Annotated in this window: 28 protein-coding genes; 15 read left to right on the top strand and 13 right to left on the bottom strand. The window is 68.5% G+C overall.

The features are described from left to right. Positions 1-7: 7 nt before the first annotated feature. Positions 8-838 carry a formate/nitrite transporter family protein gene (locus tag ACZYYX_RS02605; protein WP_463812832.1) on the top strand — a complete coding sequence of 277 codons (831 nt, stop codon included), beginning with the start codon at positions 8-10 and terminating at the stop codon, positions 836-838. Here ACZYYX_RS02605 and ACZYYX_RS02610 read toward each other — a convergent pair. After that, positions 835-2,298: an amidase gene (locus tag ACZYYX_RS02610; RefSeq protein ID WP_463812833.1), complete on the bottom strand. Its 1,464-nt coding sequence runs from the start codon at positions 2,296-2,298 to the stop codon at positions 835-837. The genes ACZYYX_RS02605 and ACZYYX_RS02610 overlap by 4 nt on opposite strands. A gap of 135 nt (positions 2,299-2,433) precedes the next feature. Here ACZYYX_RS02610 and ACZYYX_RS02615 point away from each other — a divergent pair, with 135 nt between their 5' ends. Beyond that, a complete protein-coding gene (locus tag ACZYYX_RS02615; protein WP_463812834.1) occupies positions 2,434-2,919 on the top strand; it encodes a hypothetical protein in 486 nt (161 codons plus the stop codon). 1 nt (position 2,920) lies between these two features. Here the strand turns inward: ACZYYX_RS02615 and ACZYYX_RS02620 are convergent, their stop codons facing one another. Continuing rightward, a complete protein-coding gene (locus ACZYYX_RS02620) occupies positions 2,921-3,748 on the bottom strand; it encodes an LLM class F420-dependent oxidoreductase (protein ID WP_463812835.1) in 828 nt (275 codons plus the stop codon). Between the two features lie 96 nt (positions 3,749-3,844). On the opposite strand from ACZYYX_RS02620, the gene ACZYYX_RS02625 reads away from it, so the two are divergent. Both ACZYYX_RS02625 and malQ read left to right on the top strand, forming a co-directional pair. Continuing rightward, positions 3,845-4,555: a VIT1/CCC1 transporter family protein gene (locus ACZYYX_RS02625; protein ID WP_463812836.1), complete on the top strand. Its 711-nt coding sequence runs from the start codon at positions 3,845-3,847 to the stop codon at positions 4,553-4,555. A 40-nt stretch (positions 4,556-4,595) separates the two neighbouring features. Then, on the top strand, positions 4,596-6,575 hold the full coding sequence (gene malQ / locus ACZYYX_RS02630; RefSeq protein ID WP_463812837.1) for a 4-alpha-glucanotransferase: 1,980 nt from the start codon (positions 4,596-4,598) through the stop codon (positions 6,573-6,575). 110 nt (positions 6,576-6,685) lie between these two features. On the opposite strand, the gene ACZYYX_RS02635 is transcribed toward malQ, so the two are convergent. Then, positions 6,686-8,434, bottom strand: a complete 1,749-nt coding sequence (locus ACZYYX_RS02635; protein WP_463812838.1) for an MOSC domain-containing protein — start codon at positions 8,432-8,434, stop codon at positions 6,686-6,688. 79 nt (positions 8,435-8,513) lie between these two features. Here ACZYYX_RS02635 and ACZYYX_RS02640 point away from each other — a divergent pair, with 79 nt between their 5' ends. The 6 genes from ACZYYX_RS02640 to ACZYYX_RS02665 all read left to right on the top strand — a co-directional run bounded on the left by ACZYYX_RS02640 (position 8,514) and on the right by ACZYYX_RS02665 (position 13,141). Beyond that, on the top strand, positions 8,514-9,770 hold the full coding sequence (locus ACZYYX_RS02640) for an oxygenase MpaB family protein (RefSeq protein WP_463812839.1): 1,257 nt from the start codon (positions 8,514-8,516) through the stop codon (positions 9,768-9,770). A 91-nt stretch (positions 9,771-9,861) separates the two neighbouring features. After that, positions 9,862-10,341, top strand: coding sequence for a DoxX family protein (locus ACZYYX_RS02645; RefSeq protein WP_463812840.1), 480 nt, complete (start codon positions 9,862-9,864; stop codon positions 10,339-10,341). Continuing rightward, positions 10,316-10,921 (top strand): RNA polymerase sigma factor, encoded by a 606-nt coding sequence (locus tag ACZYYX_RS02650; protein ID WP_463812842.1) that lies wholly within the window; start codon positions 10,316-10,318, stop codon positions 10,919-10,921. The genes ACZYYX_RS02645 and ACZYYX_RS02650 overlap by 26 nt, the downstream gene beginning before the upstream one ends. Beyond that, complete coding sequence (locus ACZYYX_RS02655; protein WP_463812843.1) at positions 10,921-11,610, top strand: Rieske (2Fe-2S) protein; 690 nt, start codon at positions 10,921-10,923, stop codon at positions 11,608-11,610. The genes ACZYYX_RS02650 and ACZYYX_RS02655 overlap by 1 nt, the downstream gene beginning before the upstream one ends. Positions 11,611-11,652: 42 nt before the next feature. Next, complete coding sequence (locus ACZYYX_RS02660) at positions 11,653-12,723, top strand: aldo/keto reductase (protein ID WP_463812844.1); 1,071 nt, start codon at positions 11,653-11,655, stop codon at positions 12,721-12,723. Between the two features lie 31 nt (positions 12,724-12,754). Next, on the top strand, positions 12,755-13,141 hold the full coding sequence (locus tag ACZYYX_RS02665) for a hypothetical protein (protein ID WP_463812845.1): 387 nt from the start codon (positions 12,755-12,757) through the stop codon (positions 13,139-13,141). Here the strand turns inward: ACZYYX_RS02665 and ACZYYX_RS02670 are convergent. After that, the gene (locus tag ACZYYX_RS02670) at positions 13,130-14,308 is read right to left on the bottom strand and encodes an FAD-dependent monooxygenase (RefSeq protein WP_463812846.1); all 1,179 of its coding nucleotides are present in this window, start codon (positions 14,306-14,308) and stop codon (positions 13,130-13,132) included. The two genes, ACZYYX_RS02665 and ACZYYX_RS02670, sit on opposite strands and share 12 nt — an antisense overlap. Before the next feature lie 232 nt (positions 14,309-14,540). On the opposite strand from ACZYYX_RS02670, the gene ACZYYX_RS02675 reads away from it, so the two are divergent. Next, positions 14,541-15,044, top strand: coding sequence for an STAS domain-containing protein (locus ACZYYX_RS02675; RefSeq protein WP_463814780.1), 504 nt, complete (start codon positions 14,541-14,543; stop codon positions 15,042-15,044). On the opposite strand, the gene ACZYYX_RS02680 is transcribed toward ACZYYX_RS02675, so the two are convergent. The 3 genes from ACZYYX_RS02680 to ACZYYX_RS02690 form a co-directional block, all read right to left on the bottom strand. Continuing rightward, on the bottom strand, positions 15,041-15,895 hold the full coding sequence (locus tag ACZYYX_RS02680) for a nitroreductase family protein (RefSeq protein ID WP_463812847.1): 855 nt from the start codon (positions 15,893-15,895) through the stop codon (positions 15,041-15,043). The genes ACZYYX_RS02675 and ACZYYX_RS02680 overlap by 4 nt on opposite strands. 54 nt (positions 15,896-15,949) lie before the next feature. Beyond that, complete coding sequence (locus ACZYYX_RS02685; protein ID WP_463814781.1) at positions 15,950-16,933, bottom strand: glycoside hydrolase family 6 protein; 984 nt, start codon at positions 16,931-16,933, stop codon at positions 15,950-15,952. Between the two features lie 66 nt (positions 16,934-16,999). Beyond that, on the bottom strand, positions 17,000-17,203 hold the full coding sequence (locus ACZYYX_RS02690; RefSeq protein ID WP_463814782.1) for a zinc-ribbon domain-containing protein: 204 nt from the start codon (positions 17,201-17,203) through the stop codon (positions 17,000-17,002). 85 nt (positions 17,204-17,288) lie between these two features. On the opposite strand from ACZYYX_RS02690, the gene ACZYYX_RS02695 reads away from it, so the two are divergent. Beyond that, on the top strand, positions 17,289-18,032 hold the full coding sequence (locus ACZYYX_RS02695) for an SDR family oxidoreductase (RefSeq protein WP_463812848.1): 744 nt from the start codon (positions 17,289-17,291) through the stop codon (positions 18,030-18,032). A gap of 1 nt (position 18,033) precedes the next feature. On the opposite strand, the gene ACZYYX_RS02700 is transcribed toward ACZYYX_RS02695, so the two are convergent. After that, positions 18,034-18,549 carry a MarR family winged helix-turn-helix transcriptional regulator gene (locus ACZYYX_RS02700; RefSeq protein WP_463812849.1) on the bottom strand — a complete coding sequence of 172 codons (516 nt, stop codon included), beginning with the start codon at positions 18,547-18,549 and terminating at the stop codon, positions 18,034-18,036. 19 nt (positions 18,550-18,568) lie between these two features. Between ACZYYX_RS02700 and ACZYYX_RS02705 the strand changes: the two genes are divergently transcribed. Next, the gene (locus ACZYYX_RS02705) at positions 18,569-19,600 is read left to right on the top strand and encodes a fused (3R)-hydroxyacyl-ACP dehydratase subunits HadA/HadB (protein WP_463812850.1); all 1,032 of its coding nucleotides are present in this window, start codon (positions 18,569-18,571) and stop codon (positions 19,598-19,600) included. A gap of 6 nt (positions 19,601-19,606) precedes the next feature. Here the strand turns inward: ACZYYX_RS02705 and ACZYYX_RS02710 are convergent, their stop codons facing one another. Further along, a complete protein-coding gene (locus tag ACZYYX_RS02710; RefSeq protein WP_463812851.1) occupies positions 19,607-20,419 on the bottom strand; it encodes a hypothetical protein in 813 nt (270 codons plus the stop codon). A gap of 167 nt (positions 20,420-20,586) precedes the next feature. On the opposite strand from ACZYYX_RS02710, the gene ACZYYX_RS02715 reads away from it, so the two are divergent. After that, complete coding sequence (locus ACZYYX_RS02715; protein ID WP_463812852.1) at positions 20,587-21,531, top strand: NADP-dependent oxidoreductase; 945 nt, start codon at positions 20,587-20,589, stop codon at positions 21,529-21,531. A 23-nt stretch (positions 21,532-21,554) separates the two neighbouring features. Here the strand turns inward: ACZYYX_RS02715 and ACZYYX_RS02720 are convergent, their stop codons facing one another. Together ACZYYX_RS02720 and ACZYYX_RS02725 are read right to left on the bottom strand one after the other, a co-directional pair. Further along, complete coding sequence (locus tag ACZYYX_RS02720; protein ID WP_463812853.1) at positions 21,555-22,043, bottom strand: MarR family winged helix-turn-helix transcriptional regulator; 489 nt, start codon at positions 22,041-22,043, stop codon at positions 21,555-21,557. Positions 22,044-22,076: 33 nt separating this feature from the next. Further along, positions 22,077-22,649 (bottom strand): DedA family protein, encoded by a 573-nt coding sequence (locus tag ACZYYX_RS02725; RefSeq protein ID WP_463814783.1) that lies wholly within the window; start codon positions 22,647-22,649, stop codon positions 22,077-22,079. Positions 22,650-22,845: 196 nt separating this feature from the next. Here ACZYYX_RS02725 and ACZYYX_RS02730 point away from each other — a divergent pair, with 196 nt between their 5' ends. Beyond that, positions 22,846-23,322 (top strand): hypothetical protein, encoded by a 477-nt coding sequence (locus ACZYYX_RS02730; protein ID WP_463812854.1) that lies wholly within the window; start codon positions 22,846-22,848, stop codon positions 23,320-23,322. A gap of 98 nt (positions 23,323-23,420) precedes the next feature. Here the strand turns inward: ACZYYX_RS02730 and ACZYYX_RS02735 are convergent, their stop codons facing one another. Next, the gene (locus tag ACZYYX_RS02735; protein ID WP_463812855.1) at positions 23,421-26,312 is read right to left on the bottom strand and encodes an MMPL/RND family transporter; all 2,892 of its coding nucleotides are present in this window, start codon (positions 26,310-26,312) and stop codon (positions 23,421-23,423) included. Next, positions 26,309-26,755 carry an MmpS family transport accessory protein gene (locus ACZYYX_RS02740; protein ID WP_463812856.1) on the bottom strand — a complete coding sequence of 149 codons (447 nt, stop codon included), beginning with the start codon at positions 26,753-26,755 and terminating at the stop codon, positions 26,309-26,311. Before ACZYYX_RS02740 ends, ACZYYX_RS02735 begins: the two co-directional genes overlap by 4 nt. Positions 26,756-26,763: the final 8 nt, after the last annotated feature.

The following is a 26,763-nucleotide window of genomic DNA, read 5'->3' on the forward strand; positions in this document are numbered from 1 at the left end:
GCGCGCGATGGACACCGACCAGCGCGAACTCGGCGATTCCGACAGCCCGATCGAGGACGCCCTCGAACAGGCCTTCAATCGGATGGTCGACGAGGGGACCCAGCGTCTGCACCGAAGTGTCCGCGAAGTTCTGGTCACCGGATTCTTCGGTGGCACCGAGGTGGCGATGGGTGTGCTCGCCTACCTGTCGGTGCTGCTGGCCACGGGCAACCCGCTGCTGGCCGGGCTGGCCTTCTCGGTCGGGTTCCTGGCGCTGCTGCTGGGCCGCAGCGAGCTGTTCACCGAGGGCTTCCTGGTTCCGGTCACCACCGTGGTCGCCAAACGCGCGAGCGTCGTGCAGCTGGTGAAGCTCTGGGCCGGCACGCTCGCGGCGAATCTGGTCGGTGGCTGGCTGATCATGTGGCTGGTGATGACGGCGTTCCCGAAGCTGCACGCTCAGACGATCGAGTCCGCGCAGCATTTCGTGGACGCGCCGCTGAACGCCGAATCCGTCGCGCTCGCGCTGCTGGGCGGCATGGCCATCACGCTGATGACGCGCATGCAGCACGGCACCGACTCGATGCCGGCCAAGATCGCCGCGGCGGTCGCGGGTGCGTTCCTGCTCGCCGGTCTGCAGCTGTTCCACTCGATCCTGGATTCGCTGCTGATCTTCGGCGCGCTGATCGCCGGCGGCACCTCGTTCGGCTATCTGGATTGGCTGTCCTGGTTCGGCTACACGCTCATCGGCAACATCGTCGGCGGGCTGGCGCTGGTCACGTTGCTGCGGCTGATCCGCAGCAAGGATCGGCTCAAAGAGGAACGCCGCGAGGCTGAGTCGCCGGCGGGCGAGGAACGCTAGAGCGCAGCGACGCGGTCGAACCACGGGGCGGCACGCTCCAGCTGCGCGGCGAGGCGGAGCATTAGCGCTTCCCCGGCCAGCGGCGCGACGAACTGCACCCCGAGCGGTAGTCCGTCGGCGGTCCAGTGCAGCGGCACCGACATGGCCGGGCGGCCGGTCAGGTTCGCCAGCTGCGTGTAGGGCACCCAGCCGAGGTTGTCGTCGACCATGTCGTCGACGATCTTGGTGTACCGCAGCATCTTTGCGGTGCGGGTTCTCAGCAGCACGTCGGCGCCGCGCGCCAACGCCGCCGGCAGGTCGAACGCACCGATCTTCGGCGGCGGGCTGGCCAGCGTCGGCGTGAGCAGCAGGTCATACGAGGAGAAGTAGTCGGTGAGCCGCCGCGTGTGTTCGTGTCGGCGGGCCACGGCGTCGACGTACTCCACGGCGCCGGTGGCACGACCCAGCGCGGCCATGATCAGCGTGTCCCGCTCGAAGGATGAGTCGCCGGCGCCCGTCAGCCGCTTGGCTTCGTCGACCTGGTAGGCGAGCGTGACGAACCACGTCAGCAGGAAGTCGCGGGCCAGCGCGGCGTCGTCGAACGGCGCCTCCGGCAGCTCCTCGACGTGGTGGCCCAGCTCGGTCAGTAACCGAACGGCGTGCTCGACGGCGGCATAGGCCTCCGGATGTGGGGAAGGGGTGATCGCCGACGGGACCCGGTAACCGATCCGCAGCGGGGCGGGGTCGGCCTCCAGACCGGCGGTGAACGGCTCGGCGGGGACGGCTGGGAGGTACGGCGCGCCGGGTTCGCCACCGCGCAGCACGTCGAGCATGGTCGCGGTGTCGCGAACCGACCGGGACACGACACCGTTGACGGCGGCGCCGTGCATCGGTTCGCCGGCGCTGGGACCCGACGGGATGAGGCCGCGGCCGGGTTTGAGACCGAACAGTCCGCAGCAGCCCGCCGGGATGCGGATCGAACCGCCACCGTCGCTGGCCCCCGCGCACGGGACGATGCCGGCGGCGACGGCGGCCGCCGATCCGCCCGAGGAGCCGCCGGGGCTGTGGGCGAGGTTCCATGGATTGCGCGTCGCACCGTTCGCGACAGGTTCGGTGATTCCCTTCGCGCCGAACTCCGGGGTGTTGGTCTGCCCGAAGACCACCAGGCCGGCATCGAGCCAGCGCCGCACGACCGTGGAGTGCTCGGTGGCCGGCCGCGACGCCAACGCCCGCGACCCCGAACCCGTGGGCAGGCCGGCGAAGTCCTGGCCGAGGTCCTTGATCAGGAACGGCACCCCGCGCAGCGGTCCGTCGGCGGGTTCGGGGGTGGGCACGTCGCGCACGATCGCGTTGATCCGCGGGTTGACGGCGGTGGCGCGTTCGCGGGCGACGGTCAGCAACTGGTCGGCCGACACCTGACGCGTAGCCACCAGCTCGGCCAGTCCGACGGCGTCGTACGTCCGGTAGTCCGCAAAGTCCATCACGCGACCGTAGCGCGCAATGGGAATGTTTCAATCGTTATCAACGTTTGTCTCTTTTGTCACATGGGTAACTCCTGTAACGACGCGGATGACGCGTCACACCACCGCCGAGAAAGTGACGAATGGACTATCGCCATGAACACCATTTTGTACTTCAGCACCCAGGGCCTGGTTTATGAGACTCGCGCCTACACCCGCGCCGACATCGACCGTCTCGTGCACGACCGCGGACTGCAGTCGCTGAGCAGCGCCGACCGTCAGTTCGATTTCTGGTTCAGCTCCTCGGCGGGGCTTGGCAGTAAGAGTGGTTGCCAACGCCGCGTCAACCGCCATGCCACCGAATTACTCATGGCGACGACCAATTTCACCGCCAAGAATGTTCCGCTACTGCGCGGTGCCGTCGTCGTGGCGACCCACGACGCCGACGGCGACCTCGACGGGCTGAGCTGGCAGCAGCTTGATGTCCTGTCCCAGCGCATCCGGTCCGTCAGCGATCGCGACGAGCGCCAGCTGAGCCGCCGGATCGTCCGCGATCAGCGCCGCCGACGCCGCGCGGCCGTACCCGCTGCCGCTCCGTTGCAGCCCGTGGGCGCACCCCCGCGCATCGCCGCCGCGCACTGAGTCAGCCGAACTGCGCGACCCGCTCGGCCAGCTGGTCGAGGATGCGCAGCGACTCGTCGAGCGGCTTGGTCGGCAGCAGCAATCCCGCCTCTTCGAAGCCGAGATCTGCTGCCCCCTGCCAATATTCGGGATCGTTGGGCGCCGAGAACAACCGCAACGGCACCTCGTAGTCGGCTCGGTCCCGGATCTGAGCGACGCGATCACTCAGCTCCGGCAGCGGGATCGGGTTGGCCAGCCACCCGGCCCGATGCCGGACGATGCGGGTCACCGTCGCGTTCGAGTTGCCGCCGATGAACACCGGCGGATGCGGTGTACGCACGGGTTTCGGCCGGATGAAGGACGGCTCGATGTCCACGTGACGCCCGTGGTACTCGGCAGGCTCGGTGGTCCACATCGCGATGATCGCTTCGAGGCGCTCGTCGAGCAGTGCGCCGCGGGTCGCGGGGTCGGTGCCGTGCTGGCGCATCTCCTCGAGGTTCCACCCTGCGCCGACGCCGAACACGAAGCGTCCACCGGAGATCAGGTCGATACTGGCCGCTTCCTTGGCGGTGATGATCGGATCGCGCTGGATCAGCAGGGCGATCCCGGTCATCAGCTCGATCGACGACGTCACCGCCGCCGCGGCCGCCAGCGTGACGAACGGGTCCAGCGTGCGGTAGTACACCGACGGCAGGTCACCCCCGCCGGGATACGGCGTCGCCCGGCTGGCCGGAATATGAGTGTGCTCGGCGATGCCCAGCGAAGTGAAGCCACGTTCCTCGACCGCTCGGGCCAGCGACAGCGTGTCGATGGCGTCGTCGTTGACGAAAGTCGCGATACCGAACCTCATGTCTGCGAGGGTAGACCCCTCGTTTGGACAGCCACTTCTCGTTTGGGCAGGCTTGGTTTGCTGGTGACCTGTGCGGTTTATCGCTACGGTGGCGCGGTGAGCACCGAAACCCACCCCGACGAGCCTCATCTCGGTTCGGTTGCCGCCAAGCTGAATTGGTTGCGGGCCGGCGTCTTGGGGGCCAACGACGGGATCGTCTCGACCGCGGGTTTGGTGGTCGGCGTCGCAGCGGCGACCGCAGAGCGGGCGCCGATCCTGACCGCCGGCATCGCCGGCCTCGCTGCCGGTGCGGTGTCGATGGCCCTGGGCGAGTACGTGTCGGTGAGCACCCAGCGTGACACGGAGAAGGCGCTACTGAACAAGGAGCAGCGGGAACTGCGTGACGATCCCGCCGCAGAACTCGACGAGCTCGCGGCGCTCTACGAGGCCAAGGGCCTGAATCCGGCGACGGCACGCACGGTCGCCGAAGAGCTCTCCTCGCATGACGCGTTCACCGCGCATGCCGAGGCCGAATTGGGCATCACGCCAGGCGAATACACGAATCCGTGGCAGGCGGCGCTGTCCTCGGCCCTGTCGTTCACCGTCGGTGCGCTGCTGCCGATCATCGCGATCATTCTTCCGCCGACGGCGTGGCGGGTGCCGGTCACAGTGGTGGCCGTGCTGGCCGCGCTGCTGCTCACCGGCGCGGTGTCGGCAGGGCTCGGCGGCGCACCCAAGCAACGTGCCATGGCCCGCAACGTGATCGGCGGCGGCCTGGCGCTGCTGATCACCTACGGGATCGGGCACGTGGTCGGCGCCACCGTCTGAGTCGCGGTGTAACGCTCGTCGAGCTGGGTATAGACCCGCGGTGACCACCGATCCCGCGCCCGTGCCCGACGACCTGCGCCGGCTGGCCGATGCCCACGGCGTCGCGACGTTCTACCGCAACGAGCGTCGTGAGCCGGTGAACGTCGCTGCCGACGTCGTGATCCGGGTGCTCGGCCTGCTGGACGTGGAGGCCGGCACCGAGGCTGCGCGGCGCGCCGAGCTCGCCCGCATCGAGGAGCGCGAGCGTGCAGGCGTGCTGCCGCCCACCCTTGCAGTACGGCTGACCGGCCAGGCGCGGCCGGTTCCGCAGGCGAGACTGCTGGTCGCCGAAGACGGCTCCCGCATCGACGTGCACGACGAGATTCCGGCCGACTTGGCTCCTGGCTGGTATCAGCTGCACACTCGCGACGGTCAGGAGGTCACGGTCGTCGCCGCTCCACCGACGGTGCCGACCGCCCCGGACACCTGGGGGTGGATGCTGCAGCTCTACGCACTGCGCTCCGAACGCTCCTGGGGGATCGGCGACCTCGGCGACCTGACCGAGTTCGTCAACTGGACCGCAGCCGAACATGGTTGTGGCGCAATTCTTCTCAATCCTCTGCACGCTCCGGGGCCCACGCATCCGGTGCAACCCTCGCCGTACACGCCGTCGAGCCGACGGTTCGCGAACCCGCTGGCGCTGCGGATAGAGGATCTGCCGGCCTACGCCCACGCCGATACCGCCACCCGCGCCGACGTCGACGCGCTGCGTGTGTCGGCGACCACGGAGCGGATCGATCACGACCTGGTGTGGGCGGCCAAGCGCTCGGCACTGGAGCTGTTGTGGCACTCGGCGGGCAGGCCGGACCCGCTCGCCGACGGCGCATCCGACGGGCTCCGCGACTGGGCCACCTACTGCGCGCTCGCCGAACGGCACGGCGGGCGGTGGAGCCGATGGCCGACAGAGCTGCGTCGGGTGGGTAGCGATGCGGTCGCTTCGGCTCGACGGGAGTTGGCTCCGCGGTTGGCTTTTCACGCATGGGTTCAGCGGCAGTGTGAGGCGCAGCTCGGCGCGGTCCGGGAGGCGGCGAAGGCGTCGGGGATGGCGCTGGGGATGCTGCACGACCTCGCGGTGGGCGTCGACGCGGACGGCGCTGACGCGTGGGCGCTGGCCGATGTCCTGGCCGGCGGGGTGAGCATCGGCGCGCCGCCGGACAACTTCACCCCGCGCGGCCAGGACTGGGGCTTGCCGCCCTGGCGCCCGGATCGACTGGCCGCCAGCGGTTATACGCCGTTGCGCGACATGCTGCGTGCCGTGCTCTCCCATGCCGACGGCCTGCGTATCGACCATGTCGCCGGGCTGTGGCGACTGTGGTGGATACCGCCGGGTGACGGGCCCGATCGCGGCACCTACGTCCACTACGACGCGGAGGCGATGCTGGCGGTGTTGGCCCTGGAGGCCCACCGCGCCGGTGCCACCGTCGTCGGTGAGGACCTGGGCACCGTCGAGCCGGAGGTGACGCAGGCGCTGGCGGACAACGAGATGCTCGGCTGTGCTGTCGCGTGGTTCACCCGCGACCTGGACGAGCCGGACGAACCGCTGCTCCCACCGGCGCGGTGGCCCGAGCGGGCAGCCGCGAGCATCTCGACACACGACCTTCCGACGGCGGCGGGCTTCCTGCGCGGCGAACACGTGCGGGCGCGGGCCGATCTCGGCTTGCTCAACGACGTGCCGGCCGAGCAGGCAAATGCCGACACAGAACGCGCAGAGTGGTTGGCGCTGTTGCGATCTGAGGGTGTGCTCGACACCGACGAATCCGATGACGCCGTCGTTCTCGCGATGCACCGGCTGCTGGCGCGAACACCGAGCCGACTGAAGCTGATCTCGCCCTACGACGTCATCGGGGAGATACGCCAGCCGAACCTACCGGGCACCGTCGACGAGTATCCGAATTGGCGGCTCCCGCTGCCCGAGACGCTGGAGGAACTGCGCGCCGATCCTCGCGTGGCCGCGATCACCGCCGCAATGCGCCACGCCTGACTACGCCCAGCCCCACTACGCCCCGCCTGACTACGCCCAAACCAACGTTTGGGCGCGAAAGAGGGTGTTTTCGCGCCCAAACGTTGGTTTGGGCGGGGTCGCGCGCGGCGCTAGAGATCCAGGGCGACGGGTTCGACGGGTGACGCGCAGCAGATCAACACGTTCCCTTCGCCCGGCGGCTCGAGCGGTTCGGGGTCGTAGCGCACAGCACCGGACAGCAGCGCCGTCTCGCAGTTGTGGCACACCCCGGTTCGGCAGGACCATCGCGTCGGGACATCGCACGCCTCGGCGAGTTCGAGCAGGCTCATCCGGTTCGGCCCCCACGGCACGGCGAGCCCGCTGCGGACGAACTGCACCTCGGGCCCCGGCCCCGGATCGCCGTCGGGTTGGTGTGGAGTGAGCGTGGTGGCGGCAATGCCCGGCGTGAGCGCAGGCCCGGCACCGAAGACCTCGGTGTGCACCCGCGACGGATCAAGGCCGTGCGCCAGCAGTGCCGCCTCCATGCCGGTCATGAAGGCCTGTGGGCCGCACACGTAGGCGGTGGCCTCGCGGGGGATGTCCAACGCGTCGAGCGTGGCCGCGGAGAGCCGGCCTGGCTCGCTGAAGTCCACTCCGGCTCTGTCAGTGAGCCCCGGTTGGCTGTACACGACGTGAGACACGCTGTGCGCCAGCAGTTTCAATGCATCGCGCGCCTCGGTCGCGAACGCGTGCTCCGCCCCGTTGCGTGCACCGTGCAGCCACCACACCGGTCTGGCCGACCCCGTAGAGACCAGTGCGTTGAGCATCGACAGCACCGGCGTAACCCCCACCCCCGCGGAGACGAGGACCACCGGCGACTCGCCGTCGGTCAGCCAGAACGTGCCGCGCGGCGCGGCGACGTCGAGCGAGTCGCCCGGACGCAGCGTCGTGTGCAGGTAACCGCTCGCCGCACCATGGGGTTCACGCTTGACCCCGATGCGGTAGGCGGCGCTGCCCGGCGCATTGCACAGCGAGTAGGTGCGGACGACGGCAGGCGCACCATCGACACGCGGTAGTCGGACCGTAATCGATTGTCCAGCAAGCCAATCTGGAAGAGCAGAATCCGACGGGTCGGCGAGCACCACCGACCGCACCGACCGGCTCTCAGCGACCACGTCGCGCACCACCAGCGTGCGGAAGCCGGCCCATGCGGGCGGCGGGCCCGCAGCGGCCAGGCCGGGATTGCCGGTTCCCCCTGGGTCCTGGTCGGCCAGTGCGCGCAGGGAACCCTGCCAGCCCGGGCTGAGGGCAGGAATGCGCAGTGCCCGGGCGAGCCCATCGCGCGGATGGCCGGGAAGGTAGAGCAGCGCATCGATCTCGGCGACGGTCATCTGTTCCGGACCGTCGGCGACCTTCACGATCTCCTGGCCCGCCTCGACGTCACCCTCGGTGATCACTCGGCAGTAGAACCCCGGACGACGGTGCGCGACCAGCAGCGCGGCCATCCGCGGCTCACCGATCCGCATCCCCGCGCGGTAGCACGTGACCCTGGGCTGGGTGACCTCGAGGACTGCATCACCCACGGAAAAGCGGTCACCGATACAGACTTCGTCGTCGGGCAACCCCTCCACGGTGAGGTTCTCCCCCAGCCATCCGGGTTCGAGGTCGTCGCGGCCGAACTCCCGCGCCCAGTGCCGGTATGAGTCCATCTGATACACGAGCACGGCGCGGTTCTCGCCGCCGTGCCCGCCGAGATCTCCCTGCCCGTCGCCGTCGATGTTGAGGCGACGCACCCGCCGGGGTCCGGATACCGGATCTTTCCAGGCCCCGGTGAAAACCGTGCGATCGTGCCACGACACATCACGGGGCATCCCCACATTCACGGACAGCAGGGTGGCCATCCGGTCATCTTCCTCGGATCGGTGCGGCGACGCAGCCAAACTACACCCGTGGGCGGAACAGCTGCGCTATGACAGAGCAATGCCCGACACGGTTCGTCCGCTCCAGGCGCCCACCGCGTTCCGCTACCCCGACGTGGGCGCCCGCCGCGCGCGGCTGCGCAGTGGCGTCCGCCGGCTGACGGGGGTCGACCCGTTCCCGAGCGACGCCGTCGCCCGAGCGTTCATCGCCGGCCTCACCGAGGGTGACCCCGTGGCCGAACGGTTCGTCGCCGAGACCTACCTCGGAGAACTCGGCGCACGCCGCGCCCGCCATCTCGTGGAGCAGGCCCAACGCCACGGCATCGACAGCGTGCGCGAGGCACCCGAATCCCTGCGTGCACTCTTCGCGGAGTTCGAACAAGCCCCCGACTGGTTGGATCCCGAGCTCGTCGAGCAGGGCGCCGCGGTGTGGCGGCGGTGGGCCTACGCCCTGGGCGCGCTCGGCAACGCCGGTACCACCGACACCTACACCGAGGGCTGGCTCGCGGTCCCACTCTCCCTCTCGGGCGGCTACGCCGGTCAGCGCGCGCTGCACCGCTACCTGGAGACGTCACGCTGGTGGATCGAGGTGTGCCGCCCCGGCGCGCTGCTGACCCCGGGCTCGCTCGGTCGGCAGATCTCGCTGCACGTGCGCATCATGCACGTCAGCGTCCGTGAGCGCGTGCGGCAGCACCCGGAGTGGGACGCCGCGCGATGGGGTTTGCCGATCAGCCAGTCCGCGATGCTGTTGACGCTGCTCGGTGGAAGCGTGGCGCCGGCGCTCGGCCTGTTCCTGCTCGGCCACCTCACGTCCCCCGCCGAGATGCGCGCGGTGCTGCACTTCAACCGGTACTGCGGTCACCTCGTCGGGGTGCGGTGTGACGGTTATTTTCCCGAGACGGTGGCCGACGCGTGGCGCATCCTGCTGGTGGCCGATTCGGCCCGCAGTCACGACAGTGGTTCCAGCGGAACCGAACTCGTCGAATCCTTCGTGCCGGCGTTCGCCCCGACGGCCACGCACCGTGGACTCGCCCGGGTGCGCGCCGAGTACCACTACCGGGTGCAGGCGGGCTATCTCGGCCTGTACATGCTGCCGTGGAATCGCCGCCGCTACCGGTTGCCGGCGGCGCTGCCCGGCGTCGCGCTGCTGCTTGCACGCGCGCCGGCGATCACCGCAATGGAGATCGGCCGCCGGATCTGCCCACCGCTGGACCGGTGGTGGCAGCGGACGAACATGCACCGCTGGGAGCGATGGCTCTCGTGGCAGTCGGCGGGCAAGGCGGCCCAGTTCGACGCGGCGGTTCCGCTGCGCCGCTGAACGAAATGACGCTGAACGAAATGAGGCTGAACGAAATGTAACCCGCCTGCGTATTTCTCGACGACACCCTTTGTCGAGAAAGGCAGCCCGCATGTCCGTCCTCTCCGCACGCTCCCTCCCGTTCGATCACGTGACCGCCACGCGAGCCTCGGGAGCGGTGGTCCTGATCCGCCTCTACGTCGGCCTGATCTTCGCAGGCGAGGGTGTGCTGAAATTCGTTCGCCTCGACACCCTGGGTCCGGGCCGGTTCGACAAGGCGGGGATACCTTTGCCGACAGCACTCGCGTACGCCGACGGAGTGACCGAAATCCTTTGCGGCGCAGCTATCCTCGCGGGATTGCTGGTCCGGTTGGCGGTGATCCCGATGATCGTCGACATGATCGGCGCGCTGACGATCACCAAAGTGCCGCTGCTGTGGCGAGATGCTCCCCTCTATCCGTCCGAGGGCGGTGTCTGGGATTTCTTCCACGAGGGGCGCCTCGAGATCGCCATGCTCTGCGGCAGCATCTTCCTGCTGATCGTGGGCGCGGGCAGCGTGTCTCTGGATGCCCGTAAAGGTCGCCGAGCATGACGTGCCGGCGCGCGTCGTGACCGCCCGCCACGATGAGACAGTCGGGTTCCGGACGACCCGGCGCGGGGAACTCCGGCCGGTGACCGACGATTCGTACCCCAACTGGGACGCGGTGTACCGCGACAACGTCACCTGGGTGTACCGGCTGATGTACGCCAAGGTCGGCAATCGGCCGGATGCCGAAGACCTCACGGCAGAGGTGTTCACGACGGCGCTACGTCCGCTGCGGGTGTCGGCCACGGTGCCCGAGGTACGCACCTACTTGCGCCAGACGGCGCGCACCGTCCTCGCGTCCTATTGGCGGCACCGGATGGGACGGGAGATCACCGCGATCGACGTTGCCGATGTCGCTGACGCACCCGACGTCGAGTTCGCGACGACGGCATCGTCGCCGGGCCGGGTCCGTACGCTGCTCGACGCGTTGCCCGACCACTATCGGCGCATCCTGGAGTTGCGGTTCCTGCAGGCGATGAGCGTCCGGGAGGCCGCCGCGCAGATGGGCGTCAGCATCGCGAACGCAAAGGTGTTGCAGCACCGGGCCTTACGGTTGGCCGCGCAGAACGACGAGGAGGGCACCTGATGAGCGATCGTACTGTGCGCCAGTTCGTCGAGGACCTCCTGCGGGGTAGGCGCACCCGGCCGGCCCGCCCCGACGATGCCGAAGCCGCGCAGATGGCTGCCGCGATCGAGTTGCGGGCCGCCCGCACCGGGGGCGACGCCCCGGGTGAGGAGTTCGTCGCCGACCTGCACCGCCAGTTGGCCCTGCAGATGGCCGACGACGAGCGACCGTCGGTCGCAGGCACCCGCAGGCAGGTGGTGGTCGGAACGGGTGTCGCTGCTGCCTCTGCGGTGGCCGGAATCATCGTCGGTCGGAACCTTCTGAGCGCGAAAGACAGCTCGCAGCAGACAGATGCGCTAGCCCAGGGCGTCTTGGAACCGACCGGAGGAACCTGGCGGTCCGTCGGGAGGACCGCGGACGTGCCCTCGGCCGGCGCCCTCGCGTTCGACGTCGGTTCGGTCCGCGGATTCGTCCATCGTCGTGACGGTCACCTGCAGGCGGTGTCCGGAGTGTGCACCCATCAGGGCTGCGCCCTCTGGCTCGACGCGCCCGAGGGCCGGCTGAGGTGTCCCTGCCATTCGACGTCGTTCGCCCTGTCCGGCCAGACGCTGACGCATCAGCTGCCCGTGGCTCCCCCGCCGCTGCCGGAGATCGCGGTGCGTGAGAACGACGGCGTGATCGAGATTCTCGCTCCGTCCGCACCGGCGTGACGGAATGCCGGACAGTAGACGGAGGCGGCCTACGATGAGGTGATGGCCGAGCAGTTCGCGATTCCCGACGTTCCGTTCACCCACGATCCCTGGGTGGCCTCGGCCCAGCGGTACAGCGAGATGCCCTACCGGAGGGTGGGGTCCTCGGGTCTGCTGCTCCCGGCGATCTCGCTGGGCCTCTGGTACAACTTCGGCGACAATCGGCCGTTCGACACGCAGCGAGAAGTGTTGCGGCACGCCTTCGATCGCGGCATCACACATTTCGACCTGGCCAACAATTACGGCCCGCCCTACGGTTCGGCGGAAGAGAACTTCGGCCGCATGCTGCGCCGGGACTTCAAGCCGTATCGCAACGAACTGCTGATCTCGACGAAGGCGGGCTGGGACATGTGGCCCGGTCCGTACGGTCAGCTCGGCGGTCGCACCTATGTGCTGAACAGTCTCGACGAGTCCCTCGACCGGCTCGGAGTGGACTACGTCGACATCTTCTACTCGCACCGCATCGATCCGCACACTCCGCTGGAGGAGACGATCGGCGCGCTCGACACCGCGGTGCGGACGGGCAAAACCCGCTACGTCGGTATCTCGTCGTACTCGCAGGCCAAGACGGCCGAGGCGGCCGCCATTGCACAGAGTCTGGGCACGCCGCTCGTGATCCATCAGCCGTCGTATTCGCTTCTGAACCGGTGGATCGAGGACGGCCTGACCGCCGAGCTGAACACTGCGGGCATGGGCGCGATCGCGTTCACCGCGTTGGCGCAGGGCCTGTTGACCGACCGCTATCTGACGCAGCCCGCCGACGGGGTGGAGCGCGCCACCGCCCGGCCGACGTTCGACGACGAGCAGGTCACCGACGACGTGCTGGAGCGGCTGCGGGGACTCGCGGCCATCGCCGAACGTCGCGGTCAGTCGCTGGCTCAGCTGGCGCTCGCGTGGGTGCTGCGGGAGCCGACAGTGGCGTCGACGCTGATCGGCGCGTCGAGCGTGGCGCAGCTGGACGAGAACCTGGGTGCCCTGAAGAACCTGGACTTCACCGATGAGGAGCTCGCCGAGATCGACCGCTTCGCCATCGAATCCGGCATCGATCTGTGGCGGGAGAGCTCCGACGTCTGAGCGTGTTTCGCTCGATCGGCTGGGCGCGTGGGTGATCAAAGCCAACCCGCGCCTCACACCGGTCGAGCCCATGGTCTCGGCCGGGCACACCGCGCCGCAGTGGTGCGTGGCCGACAACTATCGGACGCGGTTGATGCAGCCGGGCCAGCGGGTGGCGCTGTGGGTGACGACGCGGCCGGACCGCGGTATCTGGGGCCTCGGCCGGATCACCGGAGACGTGGTGGTCGACGGCGGCAGACATCGGGTGCCGGTGGGCATCCCGCTGCTGTCCAGGCCGTTGACCGCCGCGCAGTTGCGTACGGTTCCGGATCTTGCGTCGCTGGAGGTGTTTCGCGTTCCGATGCAGTCGAATCCGTCGTGGGCGACGGCGGCCGAGATGGCGGCCATCGATGCACTGCTGGGTGACTCAGTCCAGTGACTGCTCGTCACCACCGATGCCTGCCATCCCCGACACAGCTCTGAATGCCCGGCCGAACGGGCCCGCGGCAATGCGGCCGACGGCGTGCACGGCACCGATTCCGAAGCGTGATCGCGGATTGGCCAGACGCAGCGTGCCCTCCCGCACGACAGGCGCTGTCGCGACGAACGGTTGCATGACGTCCTGGTAGCGGCGCAGTGCGACGCTCGGCTCCTCACCGGCGGCGAGTTCGCGGGCCAGAAGGTGGCCGCCGATCAGCGCCAGGCTCGTGCCCGCCCCGCCGAACGTCGCGTTGCAGAACGCGCTGTCGCCGAGCAATCCGATGCGCCCCTTGCTCCAGACCGGCGGGTGCACCTGACCGACGGCGGAGAAGTACATCGGCGCACCGGCATCGAGCGCATCGAGGATGCGCGGCGCGGCGCCCCCGACGTCGGCGAACGTGCGGCGCAGCAGCGTGAGCAGGTCGCCCCTGCCGAGTTCCTCCAGCCCGCGCACGTCGGACATGAACGTCAGCATCCCGCGCGTGGTGCCCAGGTTATCGGGACGTAGGTGCACGCTGCGCGACTTGGTGGCGTGCTGCCATGTCCACCATCGCTCGTCGGAGTCGTCCCGCGGCAGCGTGGCGTAGGCGCAGTACATCCCCAGTGTGTGGACGTCGACGGGGGTGACGAACCGCCGCGACCGCGAATGCAGACCTTCGGCGATGACGAGGACGTCGGCGTCCAGCGTCGAGCCGTCGCCCAGAGCCGCCGTCACCCCCTCACCGTGGTCGGTGACGTCGACGAGCTGGGTGTCGAACCGGTAGTCGGTCTGCGCTTCGGTGTGCTCGACGAGAATGCGCGAGAGTTCGCCGCGCAGGATCTCCAGTTCCGCAGTGGGGCCGTCAGAATGGCCGCCGCTGCCCACCGGGAACGACGCCACCACCCTGCCGTCTCCCGCGACGAAGCGCGTTCCGATTTCGGTGGTGTTGGCCGCGCGCACGTCGGCATCGATTCCCATGCGTCGGATGACATCGCGGGCGGCGCCGCGGATGTCGACGTTCTGTCCCTCGTCGCGGCGCTGGGGGTAGCGCTCGAGAACCGTGGTGCGCCACCCGCGGGCGTTGAGCTGGTGGGCCAGTGCGGGACCGGCGATGCCGGCTCCGGAGATGATCGCGTGTGAGGGCACGATCCATTGTGCCTGCGCTTCTGTGACGACGGATTCCGTAGCCGCTCAGCCACTGTTTACCTCGAGCGTCAATATTCCGTCGGCGCGCGCGGTGCAGATGCGCTGCTGGCAGGGCATACGCGCAGAATGGACATAGACCTTTCGCTCAAACGAAATCCGTATTATCTTGACTTTGGTTGAGCTTCCAGCCTGCGGCCTGTTCACGAGTTCAACCGATCCGAGGTTTCCCGCCATGACCGCCGTTGAGAAGCACCGTAGCTTTTCACTCCACTACAGCTCGGACTACGCGCAACAACGTTGCGGCTCAGCCGTTTTCGAGGCGCGTCACTGTTCGTCCACCCGAGTCGCCATCGCGGTCATCGGTGACATCGACGCGCTGAACGGGCGCGAATTCGGCCGTTACGTGCAGCGTCACACCCGCATATCGAAACAGCTCGTCCTCGACCTGCGTGCGGTCGATTTCTTCGGCTCAGCCGGTTTCACTGCGCTGTTCTACATCAGCGTGCATTGCAGCCGCAGCGATGTCGACTGGACCATCGTGGGCGGCGACCCGGTTCGCCGCCTGCTGTCGATCTGCGACCCCGACGGCGAATTGCCGCTGGCCGCCGACCTGTCATCGGCGCTAGCCCGCCTGGACCGCCTGGGACATGGCCTCGCACACGTCATCTGGACGGCGCAGGCGGGTTGGCATCGGCCACCGAACCGCTCCGCGTCACAGCAGCGAGCGCATCGCTAACTACCCGCGACGGCCCAGGTCGTCGTCTCGGCCAGAGGGCGCCGTAGGACCGCCGGGACGTCCGGCGCGTCAGCCGGCGGCGCGCCGATGCGGAGAAGCATCTGCGGGTGCCTCGTCCCGTCGAACACTTCGCACGCCACGGCGACTCTGTCCCGCGCCGACCGCAGCGGCTCGGTCAACGGGCAGGAGGCCAGGCCCAGCGCCGTCGCCGACAGCAGGACGCGGCTGACCACCTCGCCGGCACGCAGCCGTGCCGCGTCGCCGTCGTCCTCGGTGCCCAGCGCAAGCAGCACGCCGTCCGCAGGGGCGGCAGACGGCCCGCCGTCGCCGAAGTGCAGATGCACCTGACCGGTGTCGTCGCGGTGCCAGCGGGCGGTCGGGACCACCGCCAGGTCCACACCGTGCCGCGCGGCGCGCACCAGCAGCGTTTCGATCGTCGTGTCAGGCAGCCGGGCAGCGCCGTACTCGCGGCGGTCCGATCGGCGGCGGTGGATGACGTCGGCGAGCTCACGTGCGGCCGGCCGCGGGACGGATTCGATCATCTGGAAGGAGGCCAGGCGCCCAGGATCGGGGACAGGATCGACCACGGCGTCCGGGAAGCGACGAATCCGGGTGGCCCAGCCGGCGGCGCTCAGCGCGACCGCACAGTGATCGAGGACTGCGCCGCAGGCGAGGAGGACATCGCGTCGATCGAAGGGCGAGTCGCCGAGCCGTCGGCCCCAATCGGCGTCCAGGTGCAGACCGTCAGGGTCGACGCGCCAGCGCCACGGCTGCGCGTTCTGCCGGGACGGCGCCCATCCGGCTGCCTCCAGCACCCGTGCCAGCGTCGCGGTATCGGGTCCGCTCGCCACCGCCTGTCCTTCCGCCTGGGGTCTTGCGGAAAAAATCCTACGCGGCGGGCACTCTCACCAGCCGGCGTTGCGGGCCAGGTCGATGGCGTACTGGTTGACGAACGTGCCGGCTCCCGGCTCTCCGTGGCCGCACGACCCGTCGGACTCGCCGGGTCTCTTGACCCACAGGAAGGCGTCCACCTGCGGGTTGCCGGTGTTCGCGGTGGGCGCCACGCCGAGGGCCCGTCCCTCGGGGTTGCACCAGTACAGCGGGTCGCCCTCGACTGGGCCGGCACCGTTGCGCGAGGTGTCGATGACGAACGGCTTACCGCCGGTCATGCCGGAGATCGCGGAGCCGTAGCCGACCTCTTCGTCGGTGGTGAAGAAGTTCGCGGTGTTGAGGCTGAAGCCGCGGGCCTTGGCGACGCCCACCTGGTTGAGCCGGTTGGCCATCTCCTCGGCACTGACCCAGCGGGAGTGGCCGGCATCGACGTAGACGGCGGTGCCGGGATTGCGTGTGAGTGTGTCCACGGCGTAGGAGATCAGGTCGAATCGCTCCTGACGCTGATCGCCGGAGAGGCAGTCCGCCATCGCGAGGGCGTCGGGTTCGAGGATCACGGCGGCCGGTCCGCCACCGATCGCCCCCGCGACACCGTCGATCCAGTTGCGGTAGGCGCCCGCGGATCCGAAGCCGCCCGCGGCGAAGCTGCCGCAGTCGCGGTGCGGGATGCCGTAGAGAGCGAGGATCGGCATCGTGCCCGCCGCCTGAGCGGTCGCGATGTACTTCGCGTCCACCGAAGGTGTCGACAGCTGGTCCATCCAGTACGCGGTCGGCGTGTTCACCACGCGGTCGAGCGTCGGATTTCCGGCGCCGCGGGCCGCCCGGATGCCCTTGGAGTCGGGGTTGACGTAGAACGGCAGGCCGGCCAGCGGGTTGCCGTCAGCGGCGAGCCGGATCGACGGCTGTGGGGACGACGGGTGGGCTACCAGTCCTGCGACGGTCAGAACCGCCAGGAACGGAACGGTCCAGCGCGCGATGACGCGCGCAGCGCGGGAGATCACCCCGTGAAACATAGTGCCGGTCCTCGGCGCCGCGCCAATCCGAGGTGCCAATCCGAGCCCGAGTCACGCTGCGACGGCGGTGCCGCAGATTCCGCAGACCTCGAACTCCTGTCGCTTCCACCGCGCGAGCGGAACGAAGAAGACGCTGAACTGGCGGAACTGCCTCATCCGTGTCCACTGTGTGGTGTTGTGGCACCGCGGGCAGGTCCGCACGCCTCCCGCGCCGAGGGGTTTGCGCTTGGTCCCGAATCCGAACAGCAAGAACAACACGTCACCACAGTAGTGACTACGCCGGAATAGGTGACATGTCACGCATGTTGCACGGCACGTCCACCGCGAAGAAGGGAACATCATGGGACAGCTAGAGGGAAAGACCGCACTGGTCACCGGCGGGACATCCGGGATCGGACTGGCCACCGCGCAGCGGTTGGCCGCCGAGGGTGCGCATGTCGTGATCACCGGCCGCCGGCAGGACGCCCTCGACAAGGCGGTCGCGTCGATCGGCGACGGGGCGACCGGCGTGCGCAGCGATGTGTCGAAGCCCGAGGAACTCGACGCCGTGGTCGAGGCCATCAAGGAACACGGCAAGGGCCTCGACATCGTGTTCGCCAACGCCGGCGGCGGCGAGTTCGCCGCGTTGGCCGACATCACCGTCGAGCACTTCATCACCACGTTCACCACCAATGTCGGCGGCACGCTGTTCACCGTGCAGAAGGTGCTGCCGCTGCTCAACCGCGGCGCCTCGATCGTCCTGGCGGGCTCCACCGCCGCGTCGAACGGAACGCCGTCGTTCAGTGTCTACGCGGCGACGAAGGCCGCGATCCGGTCATTCGGCCGCACCTGGGCGGGCGAACTGGCGAGCAGCGGCATCCGGGTCAACACTGTCGTCCCGGGGCCTGTGGAGACGCCGGGGCTCGTCGGGCTCGCGCCCGGCAGCGAGCAGGAGCTGCTCGACGGGATGGCGGCGGAGGTGCCGTTGGGTCGCGTCGGTCGACCCGAGGAGATCGCCGCCGCGGTGCTGTTCCTGGCCTCGGATCAGAGCAGCTTCATGACGGGTTCGGAGGTCTTCGTCGACGGCGGTGCCGAACAGGTCTGAGCTACTGGGTCGGCGAGCCGAATTCCGGAGGCGGGAGCGTGCCCGCGCGCAGAAGTGAGTCATGGACCGTGGTCAGGACGTCGGCGAGGGCCGTCTCCTGGCCACGGTCAGTGTTGGGAAACACCGTCTCGCGCACCCAGGCCGCATGGACGGGGGCGGCTGCACGGAACCGGCGGGCGCCGTCGTCGGTGAGTGTGATGTCAGTGGCGCGGCCGTCGTCGGCCGATTGCAGCCTGTCGATCAGCCCGCGGGTAGCCATGCGCTTCAGGTGGTGTGAGAGCCGGCTGCGCTCCCACCCGATGACTGTGGCCAAGCTCGACAGTTGGGCCGTGCGACCCGGCGCGTTGTAGAGCGCATTGAGAACCGTGTAGTCCGCGAGTGACAGTCCGCAGTCGCGCTGCAGGTGCCGGTTCATCTCGTACTCGAGTCGGTGGTACACCTGCATGTAGTTGATCCACGCCCGCTGCTGGGAGGCGGTGAGCCCGCCACGCGCCGCCCTCGCCGACCGTTCTGCCATGCCGATTAGTGTGCAATCCATGACTGCCGCAGCCGAAACGTCGCCGTTGGAAGCCCGGGTGGGCCACTACTACCAGATGGACGGCACGTATCTGGTCGGCCGCGAGAAGCTCCGCGAGTACGCCCGTGCGGTCCAGGACTATCACCCCGCGCACTGGGACGTCGACGCCGCCGCCGCGCTGGGCTACTCCGATCTGATCGCCCCGCTGACCTTCACCTCGGCACCGGGGATGCAGTGCAATCGGCGGATGTTCGAAGAGGTCGTGGTCGGCTACGACACCTACATGCAGACCGAAGAGGTCTTCGAGCAGCACCGCCCGATCGTCGCGGGTGACGAGCTGAAGATCGACGTCGAGCTGACCTCGGTCCGTCGCATCGCCGGGCGTGACCTGATCACGGTCACCAACACCTTCACCGATACCGAGGGCGAGCGGGTGCACACGCTGCACACCACAGTGGTCGGCGTGACGGCCGAGGACATCGGCGCCGACGTCAAGACCGCGGTGCAGAAGGCGATGATGCACGACATGAACATCCTCGACATCGGAGGATCGCAGGAGAGCTACGAGAAGACGGTGCGGCCCGACGGCGACGTCCGCCTCTCCGATGGCGGCTCGACGCGGACGCCGGGCTCCCGGGCGTTCGAGAAGGTGTCGGCGGGCGAGGAGATCCCCGTGCACCACACCCGGCTGTCGCGGGGCGACCTCGTCAACTACGCCGGCGTGGCCGGCGACGCCAACCCGATCCACTGGGACGAGGACATCGCCAAGCTGGCCGGGCTGCCCGATGTGATCGCCCACGGCATGCTGACGATGGGGCTGGGCGCCGGGTTCGCCTCGTCGTGGACCGGGGATCCCGGCGCGGCCCTGCGGTTCGCGGTGCGGTTGTCCTCGCCCGCGATCGTGTCGGCCAAAGAAGGCGCCGACGTCGAGTTCAGCGGCAAGGTCAAGTCCCTGGACACCGACACGCGGTCGGGTGTCCTGATCATCGGCGCGAAGTCGGCGGGCAAGAAGATCTTCGGCCTGGCGACCCTTGCCGTGCGCTTTGCCTGACCTCCACTAGGGCTGCGGCACAACGACACTCGGCTCCGGATCTTCCGCGGGTGCGGGCCCGGGATCGACCGGCGGCTCGACGGGCTCTGGCTGCGCGGCGGGCTCTGGCTGCGCGACGGGCTCTGACTGCTCCGCCGGCGCCGGAGTGTCCACTGACGGCTTGGGCAGTGGGTGCTTGACGACGATGGGCGGCAGCGCAGGGAGCGGCACGTTCACCACGACCACTGGCGCGGGCGGGGGCGGCACCGCGGGGTCGGCCGGCAGCACGGGCGCCGGGGCCGCAGGGGCCGGCGCAGCCACGGGAGCGACAGGCGCGGGAGCGGGCTTCTTCGTCGGGGTCTGACGCATGACGACCTGCGTGGCTGGCACGGACGGTGCCGCATCTGCCGACGGAGGCGTCGCGAGGATGGCCGCCGGTTCCACAGGTGCCGTCACCGGAGGCAGCGCGGACGCCGGAGCCGGAGTCGACGGCAGCGCCACCGCGTTCGGCCGGACGACCACCGGTGCCTGCTCGGCGGGGTGTAGATAGGCGAAGGCGACCACGCCCAGGGACCCCAACGCGAGTCCGGCGCCGACCATCGCTGCTACCAGCGCCGCGGTGACGCCGCGCTGTGCACGGTCGTCGAGATCCCCGAATTGATCACCGAACTGATCGAAGTCACCGAGGTCGTATCCGCTGTCGTCGGGCTCTCCGAGCGAGCTCGCCGACCATGCCAGGCCGCGGGCGCTGCGGTCGGTGTATTCCTGCGACGACATCGTGGGGTACTCAGCCGACGACACCGTTGCGGTCGTCATGCCGTGGTGGGCCTGGTCGTTCATGTGTGTTCCTCGGTGCAGGGCCCGCAGGGTCGGGGCCGCGTGCTGGGAAGTGAACCGGTCCCTCCGGCCTACCGATCCCAACTTGCTCTGAGGGAATGCTTCGACAGTGAAGCGAGTTGTCACCGTCAGATGCTTCGAAATCGAAGCACTTGATCGAGGAGGACACCATGAAGGCAGTGCGATTCCACGAGTACGGCGACAGTGAGGTGCTGCGTTACGAAGACGCGCCCCGCCCGGCAGCAGGCCCGCGGCAGGTGGTGGTCGAGGTTGCCGCGACGTCGTTCAACCCGGTCGACGCGGGCATCCGCGGCGGCTACCTGGCCGACGTCTACCAGGTCCGGTTCCCCCACATACCGGGCGTCGACGTCGCCGGCACGATCACAGAGATCGGTGACGACGTCACCGGGTGGAACGTCGGCGATGCAGTGGTGGCGTTCCTGCCCCTGGACGCCGACGGCGCGGCCGCCGAGTACGCCGTCGTGCCGGCCGACGCGTTGGCCGCCGCTCCCACCTCGGTGCCGCTCGCCGACGCAGCAGCACTGCCCGAGCCCGCGCTCACTGCCTGGCAGGCCCTGTTCGAGATCGCCGGCCTCACGGCCGGTCAACGTGTCCTGGTCAACGGGGCATCCGGGGCTGTGGGCGGCTACGCCGTTCAGCTCGCCACGCAGGCCGGCGCACAGGTCACCGCGACGGCCAGGGAGCGCGACGCGCAGCGGCTGCGGGATCTCGGCGCCGATCGTACGGTCGGCTATGTCGACTATGGCCGGACGCCGATCAGCGTCGAAGGCGCGCCGTTCGACGTGGTGCTCAACCTGATCTCCACCACCGACGAACAGACCGAGGCGCTGATCGGCCTCGTCGCCGATGGCGGCGTCCACGTCGGCACCATGGCGTTCGGACCGGAGAACCCGCCGCGGGGCATCCGCAGCCAGCGGGTGTTCGTTCGCAGCGATGCCGCTGGGCTGGCCGCGCTGGTGGACCGCGTCGACGACGGCCGGCTCCGCATCGAGGTCGCCGACCGACGTCCCCTCGATCACGCCGCGGCCGTGCACGACGATGCGGACAACGGCCGCCTGCACGGGAAGACGCTCCTGATCCCCGTCCGGCACTGATGCCTGCCGGGCCGTCCCTCGCCTCAGTCGGCGCGGCGCCTGCGGGGGGCGGCCGAGCGCGGTGGGCGGGCACGCATGTGGTCGCGAGCCGTGCTCATCATGTCCCCGAGTGCGCGCACGTCACGGGCAGACAGCGCGTCGAAGAGCAGCTCCTGCACCACCCGGATGTGCCCCGGCAGTACTGCCGCGACCAGGTCACGGCCCTGCTCGGTGATCTCGACGACGGTGGCGCGTTGATCGTCGGGGGAAGCGGTACGGCTGATCAGACCGTGGCTCTCCAGCAGGCCGGCCTGATGGGTCAGTCCCGAGCGGCTGTAGACCACACCGTCGGCGAGTTCGGTCATCGTGAGCGGCCGATCGCTGTCTGTCAGCTTGGCGAGGATCTCGAATTGCACATAACTCACGCCGCCGTCTTCCTGCAGCTGTTGGCGCACCGCGTACTGGAGCAGGCTGACGGCCTCCATGAGGGCGAAGTACGCCCGCAGTTGCGTCGGGTTCAGGGAGTCGGCCACGGCCCGACCTTAGTGCTTCGATATCGAAGCGGCTCACGCTCGCGCGCGGCGCCTCCGCGTCACCACGAATCGGACGAGCCACAACGCGACGCCGCCGATCACGAGGTACTGCAGCACCGCGGTGTACGGATCGATCGCGTGCCAGTTCGCCCCCAGCAGGTAGCCCGCGCCGATCAACGCGCTGTTCCAGACGAGGCTACCCAGCAGCGTGAGCACCGTGAACAGCGCAAAGTTCATGCGTTCCGCGCCCGCCGGGATCGAGATGAAGCTGCGGAACAGCGGAATCATCCGGCCGAACAGCACCGCTCTGGCGCCATGTTTGCCGAACCACGCCGTGGTCTTGTCGACATCCTGGGCGTCGACCAGGGGCATCCGCAGGATCAGTGCACGCATCCGGTCATGTCCGAGCCACGCGCCGAGCGCGTAGAGCAACCAGGCGCCGACGAGGGACCCCGCGGTGGCACCGGCGATCGCCTCGGCCAGCGAGAGGTCACCGAGACGGGCGGCGAAGCCTGCCATCGGCAGGATCACCTCGCTCGGTACGGGCGGGAAGACGTTCTCGGCCGCGATCGCGATGCCCGCGCCCAGGCCTCCCCACCGCTCCATCAGCTCGACCGTCCAGCCGGCAATACCATCCACAGCGGTCGCGGATTGTGTCGACAACGGGGCGCCTTTCGTGAGGGGATCACCCGCGAGGGTACCGACGAGCGCCTGGGCCACCCTTCCTGTGTCGTTGCTGTGAGCGCGATTCACAAACAGTTAGCCCGGGTAACCTTCTCAGTGGAACGTGAGGAGATACATCGTGGGACTCGGCCTATGGGGTGATCTGGCGGCACTTGCCGCAGTCGCCGAAATCGTGTTTGCCACATGCGTTTTCGTCTACATCGGCCGGCTCGAGCGGCGGACGTCGCATCCGCTGGGCGACACCGTCGGCGCGCACAAGGACGTGCTGGCGAAGCTGCGCAAACGGCAACCGCTGACGCGTGACGAAGCCCACTATGCCGCTGAGTTGATCGACGACGCCCGGTCCCCGCTCGCGTACGCCATCCCCGCAGCGCTGTTCACCCTTGGCTTCTTCTATGTCGTGGGGTGCCTGTTCGTCTTGCACCTCGACGGCGGCAATCCGTCGTTCCGCACGTTCATCGGCGGCATCCCGATGCTGACCTCGATGAACATGGCCAATCAGCTCCGCCGCGTCGCCGCGCTGAAGGGCAACCTGCGTGACGCCGAGGTGCTCGACACCGAGCCGATCGAACAGCGCGAACCCGCCCACGTCTGAGCCGAGCTAGTTCGAGCGTGGGCCCTGTGCACAAGATGTGTCGGAAACCTGTACCCAGGCCCCACGTTCGACCAGTGTCCCGAGCACCGTGCCCGCGCTCACTTCGCGGGCCGGACCACCGGGTCGTCGTCCTCCCACAGCAGGAGCTGACGCACCGCCGCCCGCGAGCCGTAGGGCTGCAGCATCGCACTCGCCGGCCGCGGCCGCACCCGTAGCGGCCACCAGAACCAGCGGCCCAGCAGCGCGGCTACCGCCGGGGTCATGAAGGACCGCACGATCAGGGTGTCGAACAACAAACCCAGCGCAATCGTCGTGCCGATCTGGCCCAGGATGCGCAGATCGGCGAACAGGAACGACGCCATCGTCGCCGCGAACACGAGCCCGGCCGCCGTCACGACCGATCCCGATCCCGCCATCGCCCGGATGATCCCCGTGTTCAGCCCTGCCCCGATCTCTTCCTTGAAGCGCGAGATGAGCAACAGGTTGTAGTCGGAGCCGACGGCCAGCAGCAAGATGATGGCCAGTGCCAACACGATCCAGTACAGCTGGATGCCCAACAGGTCCTGCCAGATCAGCACCGACAGGCCGAACGACGCGCCCAGCGACAACGCCACCGTGCCGACGATCACGAATGCCGCGACGATGCTGCGCGTGATGAACACCATCACCAGCAGGATCAGACACATCGCCGCGATGCCCGCGATCATCAGGTCGTACTTCGCGCCGTCGGCGATGTCCTTGTAGGTGGCCGCGGTGCCGGCGATGAAGATTCGCGAGCCGGCCAGCGGTGTGCCCTTGACGGCTTCGACCGCCGCGTGCCGGATCGAGTCGATGTGCGAGATCCCCTCGGTGGTCGCGGGATCCCCTTCGTGGGTGATGATCATCCGCGCGGACTTGCCATCGGGTGAGAGGAAAAGCTTGAGACCACGCTGAAATTCGGGGTTGGTGAACGCTTCCGGCGGCAGATAGAACGAATCGTCGGTCTTCGACGCGTCGTAGGCCGCGCCGAGCTGCGTCGAGTTCTCGAGCGCCCGCGAGTTCTGGTCGTTCAGACCGGACTGCGTCGCGTAGTTCGTCATCGTCAGATCACGGTTCGTCTGCTGATCACTGATCTGCGGTGGGATCAATGCCAGCAGTTTCGGTTGCAGCGCATCGAGTTTCGCGATACTCCCGGCGACGTTCGCGAGCTGGTCGGTCAGGTCGTTGATTCCGTCGAGTGCGTCGAACAGCGACCGCAGCGCCCAGCAGATCGGAATGTCGTAGCAGTGCGGTTCGAAGTAGAAGTAGTTACGGATCGGTCGGAAGAAGTCGTCGAAATTGGCGATCTTGTCTCGCAGATCCTGGGCTGTCGCGACGGTCTGCGCGAACGCCTGGGTCTGCTCATCAGTGACTGCTGCCGACTGCTGTTGCAGCTCATACTGTTTGCGCAACGTGTTGATCGAGTCGTTGATGACGCCGACCTGCTTGAGCAGGTCCGCGGTGCGCGCCTGCTGGAAGGGCAGCGAGTTGATCTGCGACGCGCTACTGGCGCTGAGCTGGAACGGAATCGACGTGTGGTCCAGCGGGGTGCCCAGCGGGCGCGTTATCGACTGCACCTGCGCGATGCCGTCGGTGTGGAAGACGGCCTTGGCGACCCGCTCGAGCAGGATCATGTCGGTGGGGTTGCGCAGGTCGTGGTCCGCCTCGACCATCAGCAACTCGGGCTCCAGCCGCGCCTGGGAAAAGTGTCGCTCGGCGGCGGCGTAGCCGACGTTGGCCGGCGAGTCGGCCGGCATGTAGGTGCGGTTGTCGTAGTTGGTCTTGTAGTTCGGCAGCGCCAGCAGACCGATCAGGGCGATCGCGACCGTCGCCACCAGAATCGGGCCGGGCCAGCGGACGATCGCGGTGCCGATCCGCCGCCACCCGCGGGTGCTCATCGGCCGGGCCGGTTCGAAGAGTCCGAAGTGCCGGCCGATCGACAACAGGGCCGGCGCCAACGTCAGCGCGGCTATCACGGCGACCAGGACACCGATGCCGGCAGGCACCCCGAGGCTCTGGAAGTACGGCAATCGGGTGAAGGTGAGGCAGAGCACCGCGCCCGCGATCGTCAAGCCCGACCCCAGGATGATGTGCGACGTGCCGTGGTACATCGTGGTGAACGCCGCGATGCGGTCCTCCCCCGCGTGGCGCGCCTCGTGGAACCGGCCGAGGATGAAGATCGCGTAGTCCGTGCCCGCCGCGATGACGAGCAGGGTCAGCAGATTGGTCGAGTACGTCGAGAGCTCGATGATGCCGGCGTTGGCCAGCACCGCGACCACACCGCGCGAGGCGGTCAACTCGATCATCACGGTGAAGATGACGAAGAACACCGTCGTGAGGCGCCGGAAGTAGACCATCAGCATGACCGCGATGACGCCGATGGTGAGCAGCGTCGTCTTCAACGTGCCCTGCCGTCCGACCTCGAACTGGTCGGTGATCAACGGCGCCGGGCCCGTCACGTACGCCTTGACCCCCGGTGGAGCCGGAGTGTTGTTCACGATGTCGCGCACGGAGTCGACCGACTCGTTGGCCAGTGACTCACCCTGGTTGCCGGCGAGGAACACCTGCACCAGTGCGGCCTTGCCGTCGGAGCTCTGCGAACCCGCCGCGGTCAGCGGGTCGCCCCAGAAGTTCTGGATGTGCTGAACGTGGGTGGTGTCCTGCGCCAGCTTGGCGACCAAGCCGTCGTAGTAGCGATGAGCGTCGGCGCCGAGCGGTTGGTCGCCTTCCAGCACGATCATCGCCGAGCTGTCGGAGTCGTACTCCCCGAAGTCCTTGCCGATGCGCTTGCTGGCCTGCAGCGACGGCGCGTCCTTGGGGCTCAGCGACACGTTGTGGGATTCGGCCACCGTTTCCAGCTGCGGTACGAAGACGTTGGTGATGACCGCGGTCGCGAGCCAGAACAGCGCGATCAGCACCGAGAAGCGCCGGATCAGATCCGGGATCGACCGCCACGACATCCCGGCGCTCATCCGGACTTGTCCAGGCAGAAGGTGTAGGCGTTCAGCGTGTTCACCTGCTTCTCGTCTTTGACCTCGCCGTCGATCGTGATCCGGCAGCCGATGGCGTCACCGTTGGCCTGGGCGGCGACGTTGACGAAGACGGCGGGGTCGGTGGTGATGGCGTCGTAGGACCAGGGCAGCGCAACTCCGAGCGCTTTCTGCGGCTGGGCGTGCACGTCGAGGTAGGTGACCGTGGCGGTGGTGCCCGGCGGACCGAAGACGTCGAGGACGACGTGTTTGGGGTTGAACGGCACGATCTGGCTGTCCGACCCGCTGGGCGTCGCGGTCACGTCCTCCGAGGCGAAGATCCCGTGCAATCGGTACACCGCGAACCCGGCCACAGCGATCACCACGATCGCCACGATCAGCGGCCACCGTCGCCCGAGCCGCCGAGCGAACGAGTTCCGCTGCATGCGTTGGC

It is taken from the genome of Mycobacterium sp. IDUB_1 (assembly GCF_055419625.1).